Below are 18,420 nucleotides of genomic sequence, written 5' to 3' on the forward strand. Positions count from 1 at the left end.
GTGGCGTGCCTCGGTTGGGTCGCCGGCGGCGTGCGGGACGTGGGGCACACGAACAGGGCGGACGCCACCGCCACGGTGGCGTCCACCTGCGCTGCGGGTTCAGGAGTCGAGGAGGCCCCGCATGATGTCGATCTCCTGCTGCTGGGCGTCGATGATCTGTCCGGCGAGGTCGACGGCGTCCTTGAATTGGCCGTCTTCCTGCTCAGTCTCGGCCATCTCAATGGCGCCTTCGTGGTGCTCGATCATCATCTCGAGCCACATGTCCTGGAACTCGGCGTCGGAGGCGTTCTCGAGGGCGTCCATGTCCTCGGAGGTCATCATTCCGGGCATGTCGTCGTGGTCCATGTCGTCCATGTTGTCGGACATGTCGCCCATGTCGTGGCCGGAGTTGACGTGGTCGCGCATGGTCTCGGGGACGTCTTCGCCCCACTGGGTGAGCCAGTCGGCCATGGTCTCAATCTCCGGGCCCTGGGCGTCGCGGATGTCCTCGGCGAGGGCCTGGACCTCGGGGTCGAGGTCGCGCTTAATGGTCAGGTCAACCATCGACAGCGCCTGGGCGTGGTGGGCGATCATGTCGCTCGCGAACGCGACGTCGGCGTCGTTGTGCTCGGTGGCGCTGACCTCGGACTGGCCGCCCGCGTCGGAGGTGTCGTCGCCGCAGGCGGTGACGCCGGCGCCGAGGACAAGGGTGAGCGCGACGGCGCCGAGGGCGCGCGTACGGGTCTTGGTCTTGATTTGCATGCGAGTTCTCCTGGAAGTCAGGTAGTCAGGTGGGGTGTTGCGGGCAGGCGGAAGCGGCACCCGGCCGGGACGCTGGTGTCGAACTCTGACGGTCGAGGTCAGCGGTGGCGGGCGGTCGCAGGGCCTGTCAGCACCTGATGACGGAGAACTGCCACTCATGGGGTGGCCCGGTGCAACGCACCCACCGCAGCGCCCGTACGCGGACGGCTGCGGGCATGAACGCCTCCGACTGCAGCGGCCGGAGGAAGCCCTTGGCGAGGAGCGCCAGCAGCGTGAGCGCTGCAGCGGCGAGCATGACGACGCACAGCATCACCATGCTCGCCATGCCGTGACCCGAGCCGGAACCAGCGTCAGCACTGACCTCAACGCTGGCCTCGGGGGCTGCCATCGAGGACTGCGTCGCGGCGGAGTGCGCGTGTCCGTCGTGCGAGTCCCCCGAGGCCATCGCCGCCTCATGGGCAGAAGTCATGGCCGCCGTACTCGTCATGCTCATCGTGCTTGAGGGCGTTGGGACCGTGGCGGCTGGCGAAGCGCCGTGGCTGGCCAGGGCATGCATGCCGAGGATGCCGACGACCAGGGCCGCTACGAGGGCGGCCACTGCGCTGCGGCCGGTCAGCCGCGCAGCCGTCCGCGCCCACAGGGAGTTGCGGGTGCGGCGGCTGGTCGCGGGCACGGGGCTCATCGGCTTCGATGGTACGGAAACACAGGAATCAGGGCAGCCGCTGGGTTCGCAACCTCAGGGCGTTGATGATGACGCTGACCGACGAGAGAGCCATCGCGGCCGCGGCGATGACCGGGGACAGCAGCCACCCGAACACCGGGTACAGCACTCCGGCGGCGATGGGGATGCCGGCGGTGTTGTACCCGAACGCCAGGACCAGACCGCGTCGGACGTTGGACATGACGGCATGTGAGAGCTGTCGGGCGTGGGCTATGCCGTTGAGGTCGCCGCGGAGCAGGGTGACTCCGGCAGATTCGATGGCGACGTCGGTGCCGGTGCCCATCGCCAGTCCGACGTCGGCTGCGGCGAGCGCAGGGGCGTCGTTGACGCCGTCTCCGGCGAACGCGACGACGCGGCCCTCGGCACGGAGTCGGTTGACGACGTCGGCCTTGTGGTCGGGCAGCACCTCGGCTTCGACCCGGTCGATGCCGAGGTCGGCGGCGACCGCGGCGGCGGTGACCTGGTTGTCACCGGTGAGCATGATGACCTCGATGCCCTCCTTGCGCAGCGCCGTGAGCGCGGCCGGGGTGGTGTCCTTGACCTGGTCGGCGATGCCGATGACGCCGGCTGGGGTGCCGTCGATGGCGACGAGGACGGCGGTCGCGCCGGTGCGGCGCAGCTTGTCGGCCTTGTCGGCCAGGGGCGCGGGGTCGATGTCCTGGCTCGTGAGGAACCCGGCGGTCCCGATAAGCACCTCGCGGCCCTCGACGATGCCGAGGACACCCTTGCCGGCGGGTGCGTCGAAGTCAGCGACCTCGGGCAGCCTGCCTGCGCTGGACTCGGTCCCGGCTGCCAGGGAGGATTGGGCCTTGTCGACGATGGCGCGAGCCAGCGGGTGCTCCGAGGCGTTCTCGACCGCGGCCGCGAGCCACAGCAGTTCGTCGGCGGTGTGCGTGTGGAAGCCCTCGGCGAGCTCGACGGCGACGACGGCGGGTTTGCCCTCGGTCAGGGTGCCGGTCTTGTCGACGACCACGGTGTCGACCTTCTCCATCAGCTCGAGCGCTTCGGCGTTCTTGATGAGGACGCCCATCTGGGCGCCGCGTCCGACGCCGACCATGATGGACATGGGTGTGGCCAGGCCCAGGGCACACGGGCAGGCGATGATCAGGACGCTGACCGCGACGACGAGCGCGTGAGCCAGCTTCGGATCGGGGCCTAGGAGCGCCCAGATGATGAATGCGAGCACGGCGACGCCGATGACGGCGGGTACGAAGACTGCTGAGACTCGGTCGACGGTGCGCTGGATGGGTGCGCGGGAGCGTTGGGCTTCGGCCACCATGTTCACGATGCGGGCAAGCATGGTGTCGCGGCCGACCGCGTTGGCGCGCACCAGCAAGGCGCCGGTCTGGTTGAGGGTGCCGCCGATGGCGTTGTCGCCGACGTTCTTGGTGATGGGCATGGACTCGCCAGTGACGAGGGACTCGTCGACAGCGGACTTGCCGTCCTCAACGAGCCCGTCGACCGGGACCTTCTCGCCGGGGCGGACGCGCAGCATGTCCCCGATCTCAACCTGGTCGAGAGTGACTTCCTCCTCGGTGCCGTCCTCACCGACGCGGCGCGCGGTCTTGGGGGACAGGTCCAGGAGGGCCTTGATGGCGCCGGAGGTCGCTTCGCGCGCGCGAAGCTCGAGGACCTGCCCGAGCAGGACGAGGGTGGTGATGACGGCTGCGGCCTCGAAGTACACCTCGACGGCCCGGTCCTCACGGAAAGCGGCAGGGAAGATGCCCGGCGCGACGGTGGCGACGACGGAGAACAGCCACGCAACGCCCGTGCCCATCGCGATGAGCGTGAACATGTTGAGGTTCCGGGTCCGCACCGACGCCCAGCCGCGGACGAAGAACGGCCACCCGGCCCACAGCACCACCGGGGTCGCGAGCACGAGCTGGGTCCACGCCGACGCGGTAGCGGAGATGTTGTCGTGCAGCCACGGGACGAGATCGCGGCCCATGCCAAGGATCACGACCGGGATAGACAGGACGACTCCAACCCAGAAGCGGCGGGTCATGTCGCGCAGTTCCTCGGACGGGCCGGTGTCCGCGGTGACGATCACGGGCTCGAGGGCCATCCCGCAGATGGGGCAGGTGCCAGGGCCGTCCTGGCGGATCTCGGGGTGCATCGGGCAGGTGTACTCGACCGACTCGCCCTCACTCGGGGTCGGCTGCCCATGTCCTGGCTCGGTTGCATGCCCGGCGCGGCCGCCTGCGGCACGGTCCGGGAAGCCATGGCCGGTGTACTGGCCGGGGTCGGCGAGGAACTTGCCCTTGCAGCCGGCTGAGCAGAAGTAGAACTGCTCACCGCGGTGGTCGACCGCGTGCTCGGCCACGGACGGATCGACCTTCATGCCGCACACCGGGTCGGTGACCTGGTCCATCGTGGCGGCGTCGGGACGATGGGTGTGCGCATTCATGACTCCACTATACCCCCCTAGGGTATACGGTCAAGGCAGTTCGACGCCGAACAGGGCCAACATGGCAAGGGCATCACTGACATCATCGAGGCTGCTGGCGGCGGTTCCCTCGAAGCTCGGGACGGGACGCTGATCGGCTTCCTCCTGAGTGGTGGCCGGGCCGTTCTTCTCGATATCCTCGATCAGCCAGTCCATCTCCTTAATCTCCTTGCGCTGGGCCTTGATGATCTCGTCGGCGAGTTCTCGAACGCGAACGTCATCGATGTCGGCCCGCTCGCTGGTCAAGATGGCGATCGAGTGGTGCGGGATCATGCCCTTCATGTACGCCTGGTCGTCGACCAACGCCTGGGAACGCGAGAGGTACAGCCCACCTGCACCGAGCAGCAGCGCCACCGCCACGAGCACGAGATTGTAGGCGCGGTTCTTGTACATCATGCTGCGCATGAACGCGAACATCACCAGCGCCATGGCGCCGCCCATCAACAGCGCCATGTAGAAGCGCTCCTCGCTCCACCGCACGTGGTCAAAGGCGAAGACGTTGGAGTACATCAAGACGAACATCACCACCGTGGAGGTGGCGATCATCAGTCCGAAACGTACGTACATCCGCCGCTCATGGGCCTTGTCCCCCTTCTGCTGCTCGGGCTTCTCCCGGTCACTGGGCTCGCTGGCACCGGACGGCTTCTGCGTATGAGGCGATGACATGGGGATTGCCCTTTCCGATGGGGGTCAGTTGCGGTGGTTGATGTCGCTCAGCTCGGCGTCAGACGTCGTCGTCCTCGATTGGAGCGCGAGACATCTCGATGAGCTGACGTAGACAGTGCTGACGAAGCGGCTCGGGAAAGCCCTCTGCGAGCCGGTAGTACACGATCCGGCCCTCCTTGCGTCGTCTCACCAGCCCGGCGGTACGCAGCACCCGAAGTCCGTAGGAGACTGCGTCCTCGCTCACCGACAACGCAATGGCGAGGTCGCCCACACAAAGCTCCTCGACCACGTCAAGCGCGTACAACAGTCGTGCCCGGGTGGGATCGGCCATCAACGAGAGCACGCTGGTGAGCCGGTCTCCCTCCTCTGCCGACGGCAGGCGCTCGCGGGCCAAGGCAACCCGTCTCGGATCGACCGGGTGCTGGTGCCGGTCGCCGCCACCGGTGTTCTGGTCGGGCGCGTCTACGCGAGCGCGGACCGGATGGTCGTCAGTCACCCCGCGGAAGTACCCGATATCCGTGCGGCTATGCGGATGATGCTCGTCCGGTTGGGTACAGACGTCAGGAGAGCGGCGGATCAAGAGCACCATGCCGGGATGACCTCGCCGCCGTAACTAGAGGAGGAACCGTGGCTCACACCAAGATGCTGGAGGCTTACCCGAAGGACTTGGGCAACATCGACAAGGAAAAGCTGGCCGAGTGCATCGCGGCCTGTTTCGAGTGCGCACAGATTTGTACCGCGTGTGCCGACGCGTGTCTGTCGGAGGACATGGTCGCCGAATTGACCAAGTGCATTCGTACTGATCTCGACTGCGCCGACATCTGCGTCGCCACCGGGAACGCGTTGTCACGCCACACCGGGTACGACGCGAATGTGACCCGAGCGTTCCTGGAAGCCTGCGCGACCGCCTGCAAGGCATGCGGCGACGAGTGCGAAAGCCATGCCGACATGCACGAGCACTGCCGTATCTGCGCCGAAGCCTGCCGACGCTGCGAACAAGCCTGCCGCGACCTCCTCGCCAATCTGGCGTAGAGGTCGGTCAAGTCCGCTGGGGTGGTGTACGAGGTTGATCCCTCGGTTGGGCGTGTCGGTCAGGCTGTGAGGGCCTGGAGTTCGGGTTCGGTCACCTCCTCGACGACGCAGGTGTCGACGGCCTGGGCGCGGGCGAGGACGTCGAGTCCGAGGTAGCGGCGGCCTTCGGCCCACTCGTCGTGCTGCTCGGCCAGGACGGCGCCGACGAGCCGGATGATGCTGGCCCGGTCGGGAAAGATCCCGACCACGTCGGTTCGCCTGCGGATCTCGCGGTTGAGGCGCTCGTTGGGGTTGTTGGACCAGATCTGGCGCCAGATCTCCTTCGGGAACGCGGTGAAGGCGAGGATGTCGGCACGAGCGTCCTCCAGATGCTCGGCCACCTTGGGGAGCTTCTCGGCCAGGGCGTCGACGACCCGGTCGAACTGGGCGTGGACAGCGTCGGCGTCGGGCTGGTCGTAGATCGAGTGCAGCAGCGCCTTGACCCAGCCCCACGAGGACTTCGGCGTCGCCGACATCAGGTTCGCCGCGTAGTGGGTTCGGCAGCGCTGCCACGAGGCGCCGGGCAACGTGGCGCCGATCGCGGCCACCAGCCCGGCGTGGGCGTCGCTGGTGACGAGCTTGACCCCGGCCAGGCCGCGGGCGGTCAGATCCCTCCAGAAGGCCAGCCACCCGGCGCCGTCCTCGCTGCTGGTGACCTGCACGCCGAGGATCTCGCGGTGCCCGTCGGCGTTGACGCCGGTGGCGACCAGCACGTGGACCGGCACCACCCGGCCACCTTCGCGGACCTTGAGCACCAACGCGTCGGCGGCCACGAAGGTGAACGGCCCGGCCTCCTCCAGCCGTCGGGTGCGGAACTGCTCGACGTGCTCGTCGAGTTCCTTGGCCATCACCGAGACCTGGCTCTTGGACAGGCCGGTGATGCCGAGGGTCTGCACCAGCTTGTCCATCCGCCGCGTCGAGACGCCGAGCAGGTAACAGGTCGCGACCACACTGGTCAGTGCCCGCTCTGCTCGCTTGCGGCGCTCCAGCAGCCACTCGGGGTACAGCGAACCGGTGCGCAGCTTGGGAACCGCGACGTCCAGAGTGCCGACGCGGGTGTCGAGGTCGCGGTGCCGGTAGCCGTTGCGGGAGTTGACGCGCTCCATGCTGCGTTCGCCGTAGCCGGCGCCGCACACCGCGTCGGCCTGCGCCGAGAGCAGCGCATTGACGAACGTGGTGAGCAGGTCCCGCATCAGATCAGGACTGGCCTGGGACAGCTGCTCGTTCAGGAACTGTGCAGGGTCGATACTGGGTCCAGCGGTCATCGTCGTGGTCCTTCTTCGAGTCGGTTTTCGCAGATCACTCGAAGGATCCACCCGGTGGCCGCGCCTACGTTGGAGGCACGCGCTCACTCAGGTCCGTCGTACACCACTCTGCTGGACTCCACTTAGAGGTCGGTCCGGTGACCCTCGTGGCCATAGCTCCACGGCCGGGTGCGTTCGTTCCAAGCTGGCACAAGGGGTCCACCCGTAGGTCAGCGTGGGTCAGGCAGTCCAAACTACGACATACAGCACTGTCTCACCGAGAACCGGAATCATGATCGACGACGCGGGCCCCGGCTGACCGGGCCCGCGTCGCGGCCTCCGCCGCACACTTGGCCGGTCACTGTGCAGTGCAAGCGCGCCCAACATGCTCGCGGTCGCGGCGCGGCATCTGGGTTCCGCTCTACGACGTACTCGCGGGGACGCCTGCCCTCGGAGGTGAGGGCCCCATCACCGCATAGGGAACCGCCAACGGTGAACCCGCGGGGCCGACCCGATCGCCGCTACTCCTTCTCGGTGACGGCTCCAGATCTGGCACACGACATGCCACGTCCCCGGCTTCTCCGAACCTGAGTGTCCGCACACACTCGAGGACGTTGCGTATGCTCAGGTTCGTCGCAGAACCGTCAAAATTCGCGCGAACTTCTAAAGAGCGGCCTCGATGGCCTCGTTGGTGTAGTAGAGCTTCTTCTCCAGTGGGTGCAGCACGGTCTGGACCTTGTAGGTGGCGTCGCCGATGCACCACAGCGCGCGGCCCTTGTCCTGCATCGCCCACCCGGAGACGAGGTCCTGGGCGATCGGGCCGAGACCGAGCATCGAGTCGAGCTCGCGGGCGACGCGAGGCTTCTGGGCGCCGAGGATCTTGATGTCGGCCAGCTCGAGGAGGTCCTTGGCGATCATCGCGGCCTGGGAGTCGGCGTCGCCAACCGAGAGCAGGTCGGAGGGCTTGTGGAGGTTGCAGAACTGGATGTCGCCGCCCTTGCCGGCCATGCCGCGGGAGAGCCGCAGGTCGGCGTCGAAGCTGGCCACCGCGGCGGTTCCGAGACGCATCTGCTTCCAGACCTCGTCGCGCACGACGATGCGCAGGTCGCCGGGCTCGGCGATCTCCCGCAGGCCGCGGCCCCAGGAGTTCATGCACAGCAGCGCGATGCCGACCGCCTCATCGCCCAGGCCGTCGAGCCGAGAGAGGCTGAACGACTGGATCGGGGCGCGCCAGTCGACCTCGATGTTTGTGAAGTCGTCGAAGAGGCCGGCCAGAGTGCCGGTGACGAGCTCGCCGAGTGCGTTGCGCAGCAGCCGGGTGTCGTCGAGGAACACGCGGGTGTTCGCGTACTCGCAGGCCCGGACGAGCTCCTCGGTGGGGTTGCGCAGCAGGTCCCACAGACGCGGGATGGTCGTCTCCTTGAGGACGGTGTTGCCGGCGGCGTAGCCGGTGAGGATCTGCAGTGCGTTGCGGACGACGTCGCTCTCGTCGGGACCGAACGGGACCCGGCGCTCGTCGTCGATCTTCATGGACCCGACGAGGCCGCGGACCAGGACCAGCCAGCGCTTGAAGATGATCGTGGCGCGGCGCTGCTGTTCCTCGGCGGAGAGGTCCTTCCAGCCGTCGCCGAGCGGGCCCATGTCCAGCGGGTTGACCCGCGCCCAGAAGCCGGGGGCGATGACGAAGGGCTCGACCCCGAGCGCGCGACACAGGGACTCGTACTCGTCCTTGACGTCGCCGGTGACCAGCGTGCGGTAGCCGAAGGGCATCATCCGGGTGCAGAACGCCTTGGTGGTGCCGGACTTGCCGCTGCCGGGCTTGGCGAACTGAAAGATGTTGGGGTTGGTCGCCGGCACGTCGTCGCGCAGCACCCACCCGAACGGGTCGCAGTAGAACGAGCCGCCCGAGAGCTGGTCGACGCCCATCTGCGCGCCGGTCGGGGGCAGGGCGGGCGCGGAGACGAACGGCCAGAACACCGGCGCCTGGTCGCTGGTCATGCGCCAGGCCGACGCCGGCGCCGTGGCGGCCGCCCAGCCGCGGCCGCCACGAGCTGCACCGCGGCGCGGGGCGTACTTGAAGATCCGGGGCTCCTTGGCCTCCGGCTCGAGGGCGGCGATCGTGGGCAGGTCGTGACCGAAGTCCGACAGCAGGGCGGCCATGTCGCGGCCGCCGCGGCGGTTGCGGCGAGAGGTGGTCATCAGGCGTCTCCGCTCCGGGTCAGGCTCGTTCCGAGCGGGATGGTCGAGGCGGAGAACCCCGTGTCCTGGGCGAGGTCGAGGCGCAGCGGCGCGAACCCGGCGCGGCGGACCGATGCGTCCAGGCGGCGGCCGAACTCGGTGATCCGCAGCGTCTTGGGGACGGTGACCGTGCACACCGCGTAGGGGCGGGTCAGCGAGTTGCCGCGGGCCAGCTTTGCGTCCAGTCCGCGGGCCTTGTGGGCCTCGTCGCGCTGCTTGGCGCGTGTCTTGCGGCCGAGCTTCTCGTTCATGCCCTCGGCCAGGTCGGCGGCCCACTCGGCGTTGCCGGACTGCCGGTCGGCCTTGGAGTGGGACACGATCGGGTAGGCGACGACGAACGAGCGCCGCTCGCCGGACTCGCTCGGGGTGAGGATCGGTGCGAGTGCGCCCATCGCCACGCCGCGGGTGGGCAGCTTGATGGTGGCGCTGATCGAGTTCCAGGCGTCGTGGCTGTAGTGCCGCACTGTGGCGTCGGCACCGGACGGGCCGGCCATCGCCCACGGGACGTCGGCGTTCACGCCCGGCTCCTTCTCCCGCATCGCCAGGGCCTCGACGATGCCGGCGCGATCGCCGGGGGCGAACCCGGTCCGGCAGGCAAGCGCGAGTTCGGGCGAGGTGAGCCACCGGACGGAGGTCATGCCCATCGGGCCGCGCAGCTGTGCCTCGATCTCAGCCATGAGCAGGTAGATCTCGCGGCAGCGTCCCTCGAAGCCGCCGCCGGACTCCTTGGCCGACCGGGCGATCCGGGTCTCGGGGACGACGATCGTCACGAACGTCTCGGTGCGCACCGACGCCTGGGTGAGGCCGTGGGCCAGGTCGCTGTTCACCACCTCGGCCAGCTCCGGGGCGTTGGCGCGGCGGTGCTTGGTGACCCACAGATCGCGCTCGGCGCCGTCCTCGGGGACGGTGCGGACCATGAAGAGGATCTCGTCGACCTTCTCGGTGCGCCCGGCGACGTCGAGCAGCCCGGCGAGCGCCTCGCCGTAGCGGTTGCGCTCCTCGACGTCCTTCATGCCGATGCCAGGGTGCACGATCGCGGCGGTGACCGCCCACGTCTTGGTGGCGTGGTCCTGGATCACCGCGACGCGCTGCAGCTGCGAGCCGTGCGGCGGGCCGTCGTGGATCTGGACCCCCTGCAGCACCCCGGGCAGGTCCGGGGTGTCGAGGTCCTCGCCGCGGCCCTGGGTGGCCTTGGCCCTGAACGAGGTCCAGCCCAGCAGCCCACCCACGGCGTACGCCGTCGAGGCGAACACCCAGCCGGTGGCCGAGCGGCCCCGGACCGGGATGACGGTGATGGCCAGCAGGAACAGCCAGACCAGGGCGAACAGGAACGCGGAGAACCACGCCCCGCGGCTGATCGCCCAGAACGCCGGCAGGCTGGCCAGCGCCAGGAACATCAGCTGGCCTCCGGAGAGGCCGAAGAACCAGCCGATGCGGTCGCGCTGGTAGTCGGCGTAGATGGTCATCGTCGGCTTCCTTCCGGGTCAATGAGGTCGGGGTGGGTCGGCAGGGGGGTGAGGCGGATCGGGCGGCGCATCGCTACACCGCCACCGGGGGGATCCCGCCGGCGGCCGCGGCGGCACCACCGGCGCCGCCCGCCGCTCCCCCACCGCCACCGGCAGCCGGGGTCTTGGGAGCTGCTCCGGCACCGCCGGCACCGCCCTGACCGCCACCCGAGCCGCCACCAGGCGCACCGCCGGTGGGCAGCGTCGGAGGTGTCGGCGGAGCAGGCGGCATGGGCGGAGTCGGCATCTGCGGGTCGTAGTCCCCGCCGCCCTGCGAACCGGGGTGCGTTCCGCTGCTCTGGTCGCCGGACTGGCCGCCGGACTGACGGCCTCCCATGCCGCTGAAGTCCGGGCCGTAGGTGCTCTGCCCGACGCCGGCCTGGTTGGTCTCGTCCGACATCAGCGAGGTCGCCTTGGCACCGGCGGAGTTGATCCAGCCCATGCCGGTCGACAGCGCCTGGCCGACCGGCCCGAAGCTGCCGAGGACGCCCTGGGTCGACTTGTTGAACCGGTCACCGGTCGAGGCCTCCGCGCTCTGCTCACCCGAAGACCGGCCGTTGGCGTCCGTGGTCGACGCGGCCGATGAACCGCCGCCGCCGGCACCGCCGCCGAGCAGGCCCTGGAGGCCGCCCTGGATGGCCATGCCCTGTCGGAACGACGCGCCGCTGGGGGTGCCCGGGTCGACGAACGCCAGGAGCTTGAACAGAGCCAGCGGCGCCACGACGCTGATCAGGATCGTCATCACTGCCGGCAGGGCGGTGCCGAACGCCTTGGCGGTGTCGTCGGCGAGGTGGGCGGCGACACCGTTGGCGAACTGCACGCCGATGCCCAGGACCATCACCATCAGCACCGGCGTGAAGGCCGCGGCGTGAAACCAGCGCAGCGACTTCCAGAACCAGGAGCGGGTGAAGTCCGAGACCAGGCCGGCCGCCGACAGCGGGCCGGTGGCGGTCAGCACCAGCAGCGACGCGGCGCGCGCGAGGTAGACCAGGACGTGCCCGATCGCGGCGAGCCACAGGAAGATCCCGAGGAACGCGAGCGCGGTGGCCACGCCGGCGTCGGTGATGTCATCGATGCCGAGGCCGCCCAGGGGGTCCCAGTCGGGCCAGGTCTGCACCTTGAGCAGCGACTTCATCAGCGCCTTGGTGATGGCGCCGCAGGCAGCGACGATCATCACGCAGTAGCCGAACCAGCAGGCGCAGACCACGACGAACTGGCCGGCGCCGATGAACGCCCGCGCGAGGCCCTTCCCTTCGCGCTTGAAGGCGGCAGCGCCGAGCTGGATCATCGCCAAGATGACCACCAGTGAGAGGGCGAGCCAGAGCGTGAAGGCGTAGACGTCCTTGCCCGGTCCGTCGGCGCGCAGGTCGGGGGTCAAGAACAGCTCGCTGAACGTGAGCACGATGCGCAGCACGAACAGGCCGGAGTTCCAGACCGCGAGCATGGCTGCGGTCCAGGCATCGGCCGCGGCCTTGGCGATGACGTCGCCGATGGCCTCGAACGGGTTGGGGATGTCGCCCAGGCCGGGGATGCCGCCGCCGAACAGGTCGCCGACGTTCGGGAGGCCAGGGATGCCGGGGATCCCGGGGACCCCCGGCAAGCCCGGGAGTCCAGGCAATCCGCCGTCGCAGATCGCGTCGAGGATGCCGCAGCCGTCCGGGAGCAGTCCGGTCGCGCCGTCGAGGACGTCGCCGGCGCCGTTGATCAGGTTCCCGGCGCCGTCCTTGACCTCGCCGGCAGCGTCTTTGCCGCAGTCGATCGGGTCCTTGGCGCAGTCGACGGCGTCGCCGCCGAGGTCGCACAGCGCGTCCGGGCCGGGGCAGCCCATCTTGACGTCACGGGCCGGCAGCTGGCCGGTGGCCGCCACCGGAGCGGACCGGGCCGTCGTGGCGGCCGTGCGGGCCACCGGCTCGGCCGCGGCCGCGGCGGGCGGCTGCAGCGCGGTGGCGGCACCGACGAGCGTGGTGAGGACGAGGACGGCCAGCGCGGCGATGCCCAGCCTGGTCACTCGGTCGACGACAGCGGCGATCACTGGGGCGCTCCGTCGATCGGGATCCAGCCGGCCTGCTTGTACTCCGGGGTGCCCGGCGCGACCGCCTGTGGCTGGCCGGTGGAGACCAGGTGGTCGATGTCCTCATCGCTGCCCTGGACCAGGCGCCAGTCCCCTACTCCGTCGACCTCGGTCCAGCGCATCAGCTGGGTGCCGGCGTAGAGGCCATCGCTGACCTTGCCGTTGGCGGTGGTGAGGGTGACGTAGCTGAGCAGGTTCACCGCGTAGTAGCCGGTGTCGAGCTCTTCGAGGGTGTAGGCGATCGGTGTCACGGCGTACGACGCGGGCGGCGGGACGTCGCCCTGCTTCGGGACGCCGGCCTGCTGGCGGCGCAGCGCGACGGCGTCGCGGGCGCGTTGCTCGAAGACCGCCTTGTCTTCGGGGGCGGCGTACAGGCCGGCCACGGCGGCGGCCTGGTCGTAGTCGAACCCGAGCTGTGCCTTGGCGACCTCGACCTGCAGGGCGACCGCACCGAGGTCTGTGGCCGGGAACCGGATGGGGTGGCCGTCGACCACCTCGGCGCCGGTCGGGATCACGACGCCGTCCGCGGGGGCGGTGTCCGGGGCCACCTGCTCGACCGAGACGTTCTGCCCCTCGGTCTGGCTCGATCCGCCGGAGGTCTTGTCGGTGCCGCCGTTGTCGTCGGCGCGTCCTCGAGCTCCGAGCCACACGGCGGTGGCCACCAGGGCGGCGATCACCACCAGGACGCCCACACGCAGCAAGGTGGTGCGGGACTCCCCCATCGGGCCGTTGATCCGGTTGCTCATCTCGTTGCGCATGTCAGTGCTCCCCTTCGTGGTCGCCGGGGTTGGTGGGTTCGGTCGTGTGGTCGGTGGACCAGGTGCGCCAGCCGGCCTCGTGGGCTAGCTGGGTGCCGGGCCAGGTTGCGGGTGCGGGTGCCGGCGGAGTGCCGGGGGCGACCATCCAGCGGCCGCCGACCCACTGCATGCGCTCGCAGTGCGCGAAGGCGATCTGGCCCTCGGACTTGTAGGTCGCGCTGACCTTCATCAGCACGCAGACTGTGGCCCAGTCGGGGCCGTCGGTTCCCTTGATCAGCGCGCCGGCCGGCTCGAGGGAGACCGAGGCGCTGGGGTCCTTGACCTCGCCCATCCCGGTGCTGGACAGGAAGGCCCGGACGCTGGCGGTGATCCACCAGTCCTCCGCGCGGACGCCGCCGGGCAGCGCCCAGGCGTTGTAGACCTCCTCGGCGGTGGTCAGGCTCATCGACTGCAGCACCGCGAGGTCGATCTGGGCGAGCTGTCCGATCGCGCCCTCGGGGGTCTGCGGGAACCCGGTCATCACGAAAGCGGGTCCGTTGACGCCGGCGCCGGCCGGGATCTTGATCTCCGGGGCCTTGGTGCTGGTGGTCTCGGCCGGGAAGGCCGCGCCCTCGGGGACGCTCAGCATCGGCTCGGCCGCGATGTCGTCGCGGTGTGCGGCACCGCGGGCCACCGTCGAGTGGTCGGTCTCGCCGGTGGCCGCGCCGGTGTTCGCGTTCGCCTCGTCCCCGATACCGGCGATCGCCAGGTACACCGCGTAGACGAGGCCGACCAGCAGGAGCACAGCCACGGCGACGGCGGCGGCGAGGATGCCGAGCAGCCGGCGCCGGCCCCACTCGGTGGTGGCCTCGGCCTTCTTCGTGGCTGCGCGCCGCATCAGATGCAGCCCTTGCCGAGGATCCCGTTGAGCATGCCGGGCAGGACCAGGTAGGCGATCGCGCAGGCGAACACGACGACCACCGAGATCACGCCGACCTTGGAGGCGTGCGGCAGGGAGAACACTCGGCCGGCGATGATTGCGCCGATGGCGATGATGATGCCGAGACCGAACAGGACGATGACGCCCCACAGCACGTAGCTGGTGATCTCGTTGGTGGGTCCGACAGCACCCGGGGGTGCCTTCGGGCAGACCTTGGCGGCCATCGGGAGAACAGCGGTCATGACGTCCATGGGTGGACTTCCTTTCTGGGTTGCTGACCCCCGGTGGGTCAGGCGCTTTCGCTGGTGTCGCACAGGTGTGCGGGCTCGAGCAGCTGGCGGGCTGCCGAGATCAGGGGGGCCGGGACGGGCCGGGAGTCCAGGCCGTTGACCGCGAGCTCGCGGTCCTCGGGGATCTCCACGCACCGGTCTGCGACTAGGGCGCGCCGTACGGCGGGCCCGCCGGCGTGCTCGAGGCCCCGGGGCCACTTCTTGCGGCGCGGACCGCGCACGGCGAGGGTGATCTGCTCGGGCTGCCAGTGGTTGGCCAGCAGCTCGAGCGCGACCGAGGCGCGGCGCATCCCGGGGACGGTGGCGGTGGTGACCAGGACGATCTGGTCGGCGGTGCGGACGGCCTCGGCGAGCCAGCAGTCGGTGGCCAGAAGTTGGCCGGCCTCCCAGCCGATGTCGAGGATGGTCAGTTGGGTCTCGTGCTCGGACTCGGTCGGCAGTGGAACCTCGTCGACGCCGGCGAGGACCTCGCTGGCCCGCTCGAGCAGGACGTGTTCGCGCTTGCCCTGGCGCCAGTCGGTCGGGTGCAGGCCGAGCTCGGCGGTGCTGGCCGCGGCGAGGCCCGACGCTGTGACCGAGCAGCACTCGATGACCCGGACCGGGCTGGCCGCTGCGAGGCCGGCGGCCAAGGCGACGGTGCTGGCCCCGACCGACCCGGCGCAGCCGATGACCGCGATGGTGTGCTCACCCGCCGACGGGGTCCAGTTGTCCGCGGCGGCGGTGCCGCGGCCGCGGGGTCCCTTGCCGGCGCCGGGGCCGGTCCGGAACTCGCCTGCGCTCACCGCGTTCCAGGCCCGCTTGAGCTCGTCGACGCCGACCGGGCGGCTCGAGGTCTGGGTGCTCACTGGGCCTCCCCGAGGCCGCCGCGGCGGTACTCGAGCGCGGCACGGACCTCGGCCGGGGTGAGGCTGGCCAGCTGGGCCTTGGCGGCCTGCACCTCGTGCAGCTGGGCGACGCAGCCGGTGAGCTGCTCGATCGCCTCGGTCTCGCGGCCGGCGATCGCGAACAGCTCGGCGATCTGCTCCGGCGTCCGGCTCTCGCCGTCGTCCTGGGTGTTTGTCATGGGCTTCACCACCTCCAGTCGCCTATGTGTCTCGGGGCGGTGGGAGCGATCACGGTTGCGCTCATTCGTCATGGCCGAACTTCCTTGGGGCGGCCGCGGCGAGGGCGCGCACGGTGCGCGAGCCGTGGCGGCGGACGGTGGCCTCAGACACCCCGATGCGGGGTGCGACGCGGCTGGACACCTCGTTGCTGAGGAGGCCGCCGTAGCCGCGGGTCAGGTTTCGGGTCTCTATCCGGTCGGCTTCGTCGACCAGGCACAGCAGCAGGTAGCGGTCGGCCGGGCTGATCACCTGGTTCTCGCAGGCCCACGCCAGCAGCTCCAGCAGCTCCTCGGTGGCCGACGGCTCCTCCTGCTCGGGGCCGGCGTCGGCGAGGATCTCGGGCCGGTGGAACAGTGCGCCGGCGGACCTCTCGGTCGGCATGGCCGCCTGGTACTCAGCTCCGCCGTCCGGGCTGGTCAGGTCGCCCGAGGAGAAGGACTCGACGAGGGTGGTGTTCGCCCAGGTGCGGTCGGCGCGGGAGACGTGGAAGAAGTCGCCGACCTCGCGGAGTACCCCGACCCGGGTGTTGATCAGGATGTTCGCTGCGACCTTGCGCAGCCGGCGCCACTTGAAGGTCCGCACCTCGATCCACAGCTGGGAGGCCACGAGTTCGTCGATCCGCTGGACGGCTGACCAGGAGCCGGCGGCGACGGGCTGGCTGTCCCGGAAGACCTCGCGGGGCGGCAGGGTGCTCAGCCAGCCGGCGAGCCGGCACGCACCCGGCAGCAGGCACTTGGCGAGCGCGGCAGCCGCGGCAATCTCGTCGCCACCGTCGGGGGCCGCGAGCATGGCCAGCGCCAGGAGGACCTCGTCAGAGGCTGAGCTGTCCGCCGAGGGCAGCCAGGCCCGCAGGTCGTCGAACTCCTCGACAACCCCGAGCCGAGGATCCGCTGCTACCCAGGCCGGCCACTTCTGGCGGGCCTGGTCGAGCAGTTCGCTGTTGTCGTCGAGGCCGAGCTGGTCTCCCACACTCATCGCACTCGCTCCTTTCGTCCGTGGCTGAGCACGGCAGAAAGGTCGCGAGCGGGCGTCCCCGCATCCGTCCCCCGAAACCCCGGATTTCGAGGGGGGACGCTGAGGGGGGACGCACGTTTGCGCAGGTCAGAGGGCGTCCCCCCGAAAGTTGAAGAAGATTCTGGGCGGCCCCTTGCGCGGCCTCGTCGAATGTCGAGATGCAGCCAATCTGGACAATGGCGAACACTTGTCAAGATCTACTGATTCGGTGGACTTCTCAGACGCTGAACCTGCCGGCGTGTACAGCTGATGTCCCGGTGACCGATCGGGCGCGAGGAGAGTCCCGTGGAGTGGTGGGGTTTGAGGGTCAGCGGCGGGGCTGCGTGAAGTAGGCGGCCATCGGCGGGATCTTCGGTGTGAAACGACCAAGTCACGCACTGAAGGAGAACCACCGATGGCCTTGTCCCAGTCTGCCCTGTCTGAGTTGCTCGAGGCGTTCCGCACCGGCGATGGCGTCGACATGATCCGCGAGTCGGTCCGCACTGTGCTCCAAGAGCTCGTCGAGTTCGAAGCTGCGGGCGCGATCGGCGCCGAGCGCTACGAGCGCACCGAGGACCGCGTCACCGAACGCAACGGCACCCGTCCCAAGCTGCTGGCTACCAAGGCCGGCGACGTCGAGCTGCGGATCCCCAAGCTCCGCAAGGGATCGTTCTTCCCTTCGATCCTGGAGCCGCGGCGCCGGATCGACCAAGCGCTGTACGCGGTGGTGATGGAGGCCTACGTCCACGGCATCTCGACCAGGAGCGTGGACGACCTGGTCGTCGCCCTCGGCGCCGACTCCGGGATCAGCAAGTCCGAGGTCTCCCGGATCTGTGAGCAGCTCGATGAGTCGGTCGGCGCGTTCCGCACCCGGCCGCTGGACCACACGCCCTTCCCGTACGTCTACCTCGACGCGACCTACCTCCACGTCCGGAACAAGCCCGGCAAGGGCGGCCAGGTCGTATCCATGGCGGTCGTGGTCGCCACCGGGATCGCCGCCGACGGCAGCAGGGAGGTCCTCGGACTCGACGTCGGCGACAGCGAGGACGAGACGTTCTGGCGAAGCTTCCTGCTCAGCCTCAAGCAGCGCGGCCTGTCCGGAGTGCAGCTGGTCATCAGCGATCAGCACTCCGGGCTCGTGAAGGCGTTGAAGCGGTCCTTCCAAGGCTCCGCGCACCAGCGCTGCCGGGTCCACTTCGCCCGCAACCTGCTCGCGCACGTGCCCAAGAGCCACGCCGACATGGTCGCCGCGGTGTTCCGCACGATCTTCGCCCAGCCCGATCCCGAGGCCGTCGCCGCCGCGTGGGACGAGGTCCGCGACCAGCTCGCCAAGTCGTTCCCCAAGGTCGCTCCGCTGATGGACGAGGCCAAGGCCGAGGTCCTCGCGTTCACCGCGTTCCCCAAGGCCCACTGGCGCAAGATCTGGTCCACCAACCCGCTCGAGCGGGTCAACAAGGAGATCAAGCGCCGCAGCCGAGTGGTCGGGATCTTCCCGAACGCGGCCGCCGTGATCAGACTGGTCGGCGCGGTCCTCATCGACATGCACGACGAGTGGATCGCCGGCGATCGCCGCTACCTCTCAGAGGAGTCCATGGCGCTGCTCAACGACCCGATGGATACTGGTGACCACGCCGCCATCGACAGCGGCGAGTAG

At 69.6% G+C, this 18,420-nt stretch carries 17 protein-coding genes; 2 read left to right on the forward strand and 15 right to left on the reverse strand.

Going from position 1 to position 18,420, the window contains the following annotated elements; all coding sequences use genetic code 11:
• Nucleotides 1–99 precede the first annotated feature (99 nt).
• From M0M48_RS30355 to M0M48_RS30965, 5 genes are all read right to left on the reverse strand, one after another.
• A complete protein-coding gene (locus M0M48_RS30355; RefSeq protein ID WP_151578557.1) occupies nucleotides 100–741 on the reverse strand; it encodes a DUF305 domain-containing protein in 642 nt (213 codons plus the stop codon).
• Nucleotides 742–868: 127 nt separating this feature from the next.
• Entirely contained in the window at nucleotides 869–1,423 is a 555-nt protein-coding gene (locus M0M48_RS30360; protein ID WP_151578556.1) for a hypothetical protein, read from the reverse strand.
• Between the two features lie 28 nt (nucleotides 1,424–1,451).
• The gene (locus M0M48_RS30365) at nucleotides 1,452–3,869 is read right to left on the reverse strand and encodes a heavy metal translocating P-type ATPase (protein WP_151578555.1); all 2,418 of its coding nucleotides are present in this window, start codon (nucleotides 3,867–3,869) and stop codon (nucleotides 1,452–1,454) included.
• 30 nt (nucleotides 3,870–3,899) lie between these two features.
• On the reverse strand, nucleotides 3,900–4,454 hold the full coding sequence (locus tag M0M48_RS30370) for a DUF305 domain-containing protein (protein WP_240249157.1): 555 nt from the start codon (nucleotides 4,452–4,454) through the stop codon (nucleotides 3,900–3,902).
• Nucleotides 4,455–4,632: 178 nt separating this feature from the next.
• Complete coding sequence (locus tag M0M48_RS30965; protein ID WP_224126685.1) at nucleotides 4,633–5,163, reverse strand: ArsR/SmtB family transcription factor; 531 nt, start codon at nucleotides 5,161–5,163, stop codon at nucleotides 4,633–4,635.
• Between the two features lie 53 nt (nucleotides 5,164–5,216).
• Here M0M48_RS30965 and M0M48_RS30380 point away from each other — a divergent pair, with 53 nt between their 5' ends.
• Nucleotides 5,217–5,606: a four-helix bundle copper-binding protein gene (locus tag M0M48_RS30380; protein ID WP_151580648.1), complete on the forward strand. Its 390-nt coding sequence runs from the start codon at nucleotides 5,217–5,219 to the stop codon at nucleotides 5,604–5,606.
• Between the two features lie 59 nt (nucleotides 5,607–5,665).
• Here M0M48_RS30380 and M0M48_RS30385 read toward each other — a convergent pair whose 3' ends face one another.
• The 10 genes from M0M48_RS30385 to M0M48_RS30430 form a co-directional block, all read right to left on the reverse strand.
• A complete protein-coding gene (locus tag M0M48_RS30385) occupies nucleotides 5,666–6,910 on the reverse strand; it encodes an IS256 family transposase (RefSeq protein ID WP_257750619.1) in 1,245 nt (414 codons plus the stop codon).
• Nucleotides 6,911–7,552: 642 nt separating this feature from the next.
• Nucleotides 7,553–9,088, reverse strand: coding sequence for an ATP-binding protein (locus M0M48_RS30390; protein ID WP_257754522.1), 1,536 nt, complete (start codon nucleotides 9,086–9,088; stop codon nucleotides 7,553–7,555).
• Nucleotides 9,088–10,593 (reverse strand): SCO6880 family protein, encoded by a 1,506-nt coding sequence (locus M0M48_RS30395; protein WP_257754523.1) that lies wholly within the window; start codon nucleotides 10,591–10,593, stop codon nucleotides 9,088–9,090. Before M0M48_RS30395 ends, M0M48_RS30390 begins: the two co-directional genes overlap by 1 nt.
• A gap of 73 nt (nucleotides 10,594–10,666) precedes the next feature.
• A complete protein-coding gene (locus tag M0M48_RS30970) occupies nucleotides 10,667–12,664 on the reverse strand; it encodes a type IV secretion system protein (RefSeq protein WP_308220396.1) in 1,998 nt (665 codons plus the stop codon).
• Nucleotides 12,661–13,461: a hypothetical protein gene (locus M0M48_RS30405; protein WP_257754524.1), complete on the reverse strand. Its 801-nt coding sequence runs from the start codon at nucleotides 13,459–13,461 to the stop codon at nucleotides 12,661–12,663. Before M0M48_RS30405 ends, M0M48_RS30970 begins: the two co-directional genes overlap by 4 nt.
• 1 nt (nucleotide 13,462) lies before the next feature.
• Nucleotides 13,463–14,338 (reverse strand): hypothetical protein, encoded by an 876-nt coding sequence (locus M0M48_RS30410; protein WP_257754525.1) that lies wholly within the window; start codon nucleotides 14,336–14,338, stop codon nucleotides 13,463–13,465.
• Nucleotides 14,338–14,631 (reverse strand): hypothetical protein, encoded by a 294-nt coding sequence (locus M0M48_RS30415; protein ID WP_224126678.1) that lies wholly within the window; start codon nucleotides 14,629–14,631, stop codon nucleotides 14,338–14,340. Before M0M48_RS30415 ends, M0M48_RS30410 begins: the two co-directional genes overlap by 1 nt.
• A gap of 38 nt (nucleotides 14,632–14,669) precedes the next feature.
• Entirely contained in the window at nucleotides 14,670–15,515 is an 846-nt protein-coding gene (locus tag M0M48_RS30420) for a hypothetical protein (RefSeq protein WP_257754526.1), read from the reverse strand.
• Nucleotides 15,512–15,733 (reverse strand): hypothetical protein, encoded by a 222-nt coding sequence (locus tag M0M48_RS30425; protein ID WP_179648648.1) that lies wholly within the window; start codon nucleotides 15,731–15,733, stop codon nucleotides 15,512–15,514. Before M0M48_RS30425 ends, M0M48_RS30420 begins: the two co-directional genes overlap by 4 nt.
• A 61-nt stretch (nucleotides 15,734–15,794) precedes the next feature.
• Entirely contained in the window at nucleotides 15,795–16,748 is a 954-nt protein-coding gene (locus M0M48_RS30430) for a hypothetical protein (RefSeq protein WP_257754527.1), read from the reverse strand.
• Nucleotides 16,749–17,181: 433 nt separating this feature from the next.
• Between M0M48_RS30430 and M0M48_RS30435 the strand changes: the two genes are divergently transcribed.
• Nucleotides 17,182–18,420, forward strand: a complete 1,239-nt coding sequence (locus M0M48_RS30435; RefSeq protein ID WP_257751311.1) for an IS256 family transposase — start codon at nucleotides 17,182–17,184, stop codon at nucleotides 18,418–18,420.

Source organism: Pimelobacter simplex (assembly GCF_024662235.1).
Taxonomy (GTDB): domain Bacteria; phylum Actinomycetota; class Actinomycetes; order Propionibacteriales; family Nocardioidaceae; genus Nocardioides.

Coding starts and splice junctions, on each gene's coding strand:
- M0M48_RS30965 (WP_224126685.1), bottom strand. CDS start 5,163: ATGGTGCTCTTGATCCGCCGCTCTCCTGACGTCTGTACCCAACCGGAC.
- M0M48_RS30395 (WP_257754523.1), bottom strand. CDS start 10,593: ATGACCATCTACGCCGACTACCAGCGCGACCGCATCGGCTGGTTCTTC.
- M0M48_RS30380 (WP_151580648.1), top strand. CDS start 5,217: ATGCTGGAGGCTTACCCGAAGGACTTGGGCAACATCGACAAGGAAAAG.
- M0M48_RS30410 (WP_257754525.1), bottom strand. CDS start 14,338: ATGCGGCGCGCAGCCACGAAGAAGGCCGAGGCCACCACCGAGTGGGGC.
- M0M48_RS30360 (WP_151578556.1), bottom strand. CDS start 1,423: ATGAGCCCCGTGCCCGCGACCAGCCGCCGCACCCGCAACTCCCTGTGG.
- M0M48_RS30425 (WP_179648648.1), bottom strand. CDS start 15,733: ATGACAAACACCCAGGACGACGGCGAGAGCCGGACGCCGGAGCAGATC.
- M0M48_RS30405 (WP_257754524.1), bottom strand. CDS start 13,461: ATGCGCAACGAGATGAGCAACCGGATCAACGGCCCGATGGGGGAGTCC.
- M0M48_RS30415 (WP_224126678.1), bottom strand. CDS start 14,631: ATGGACGTCATGACCGCTGTTCTCCCGATGGCCGCCAAGGTCTGCCCG.
- M0M48_RS30390 (WP_257754522.1), bottom strand. CDS start 9,088: ATGACCACCTCTCGCCGCAACCGCCGCGGCGGCCGCGACATGGCCGCC.
- M0M48_RS30430 (WP_257754527.1), bottom strand. CDS start 16,748: ATGAGTGTGGGAGACCAGCTCGGCCTCGACGACAACAGCGAACTGCTC.
- M0M48_RS30355 (WP_151578557.1), bottom strand. CDS start 741: ATGCAAATCAAGACCAAGACCCGTACGCGCGCCCTCGGCGCCGTCGCG.
- M0M48_RS30365 (WP_151578555.1), bottom strand. CDS start 3,869: ATGAATGCGCACACCCATCGTCCCGACGCCGCCACGATGGACCAGGTC.
- M0M48_RS30385 (WP_257750619.1), bottom strand. CDS start 6,910: ATGACCGCTGGACCCAGTATCGACCCTGCACAGTTCCTGAACGAGCAG.
- M0M48_RS30435 (WP_257751311.1), top strand. CDS start 17,182: ATGGCCTTGTCCCAGTCTGCCCTGTCTGAGTTGCTCGAGGCGTTCCGC.
- M0M48_RS30370 (WP_240249157.1), bottom strand. CDS start 4,454: ATGATCGCCACCTCCACGGTGGTGATGTTCGTCTTGATGTACTCCAAC.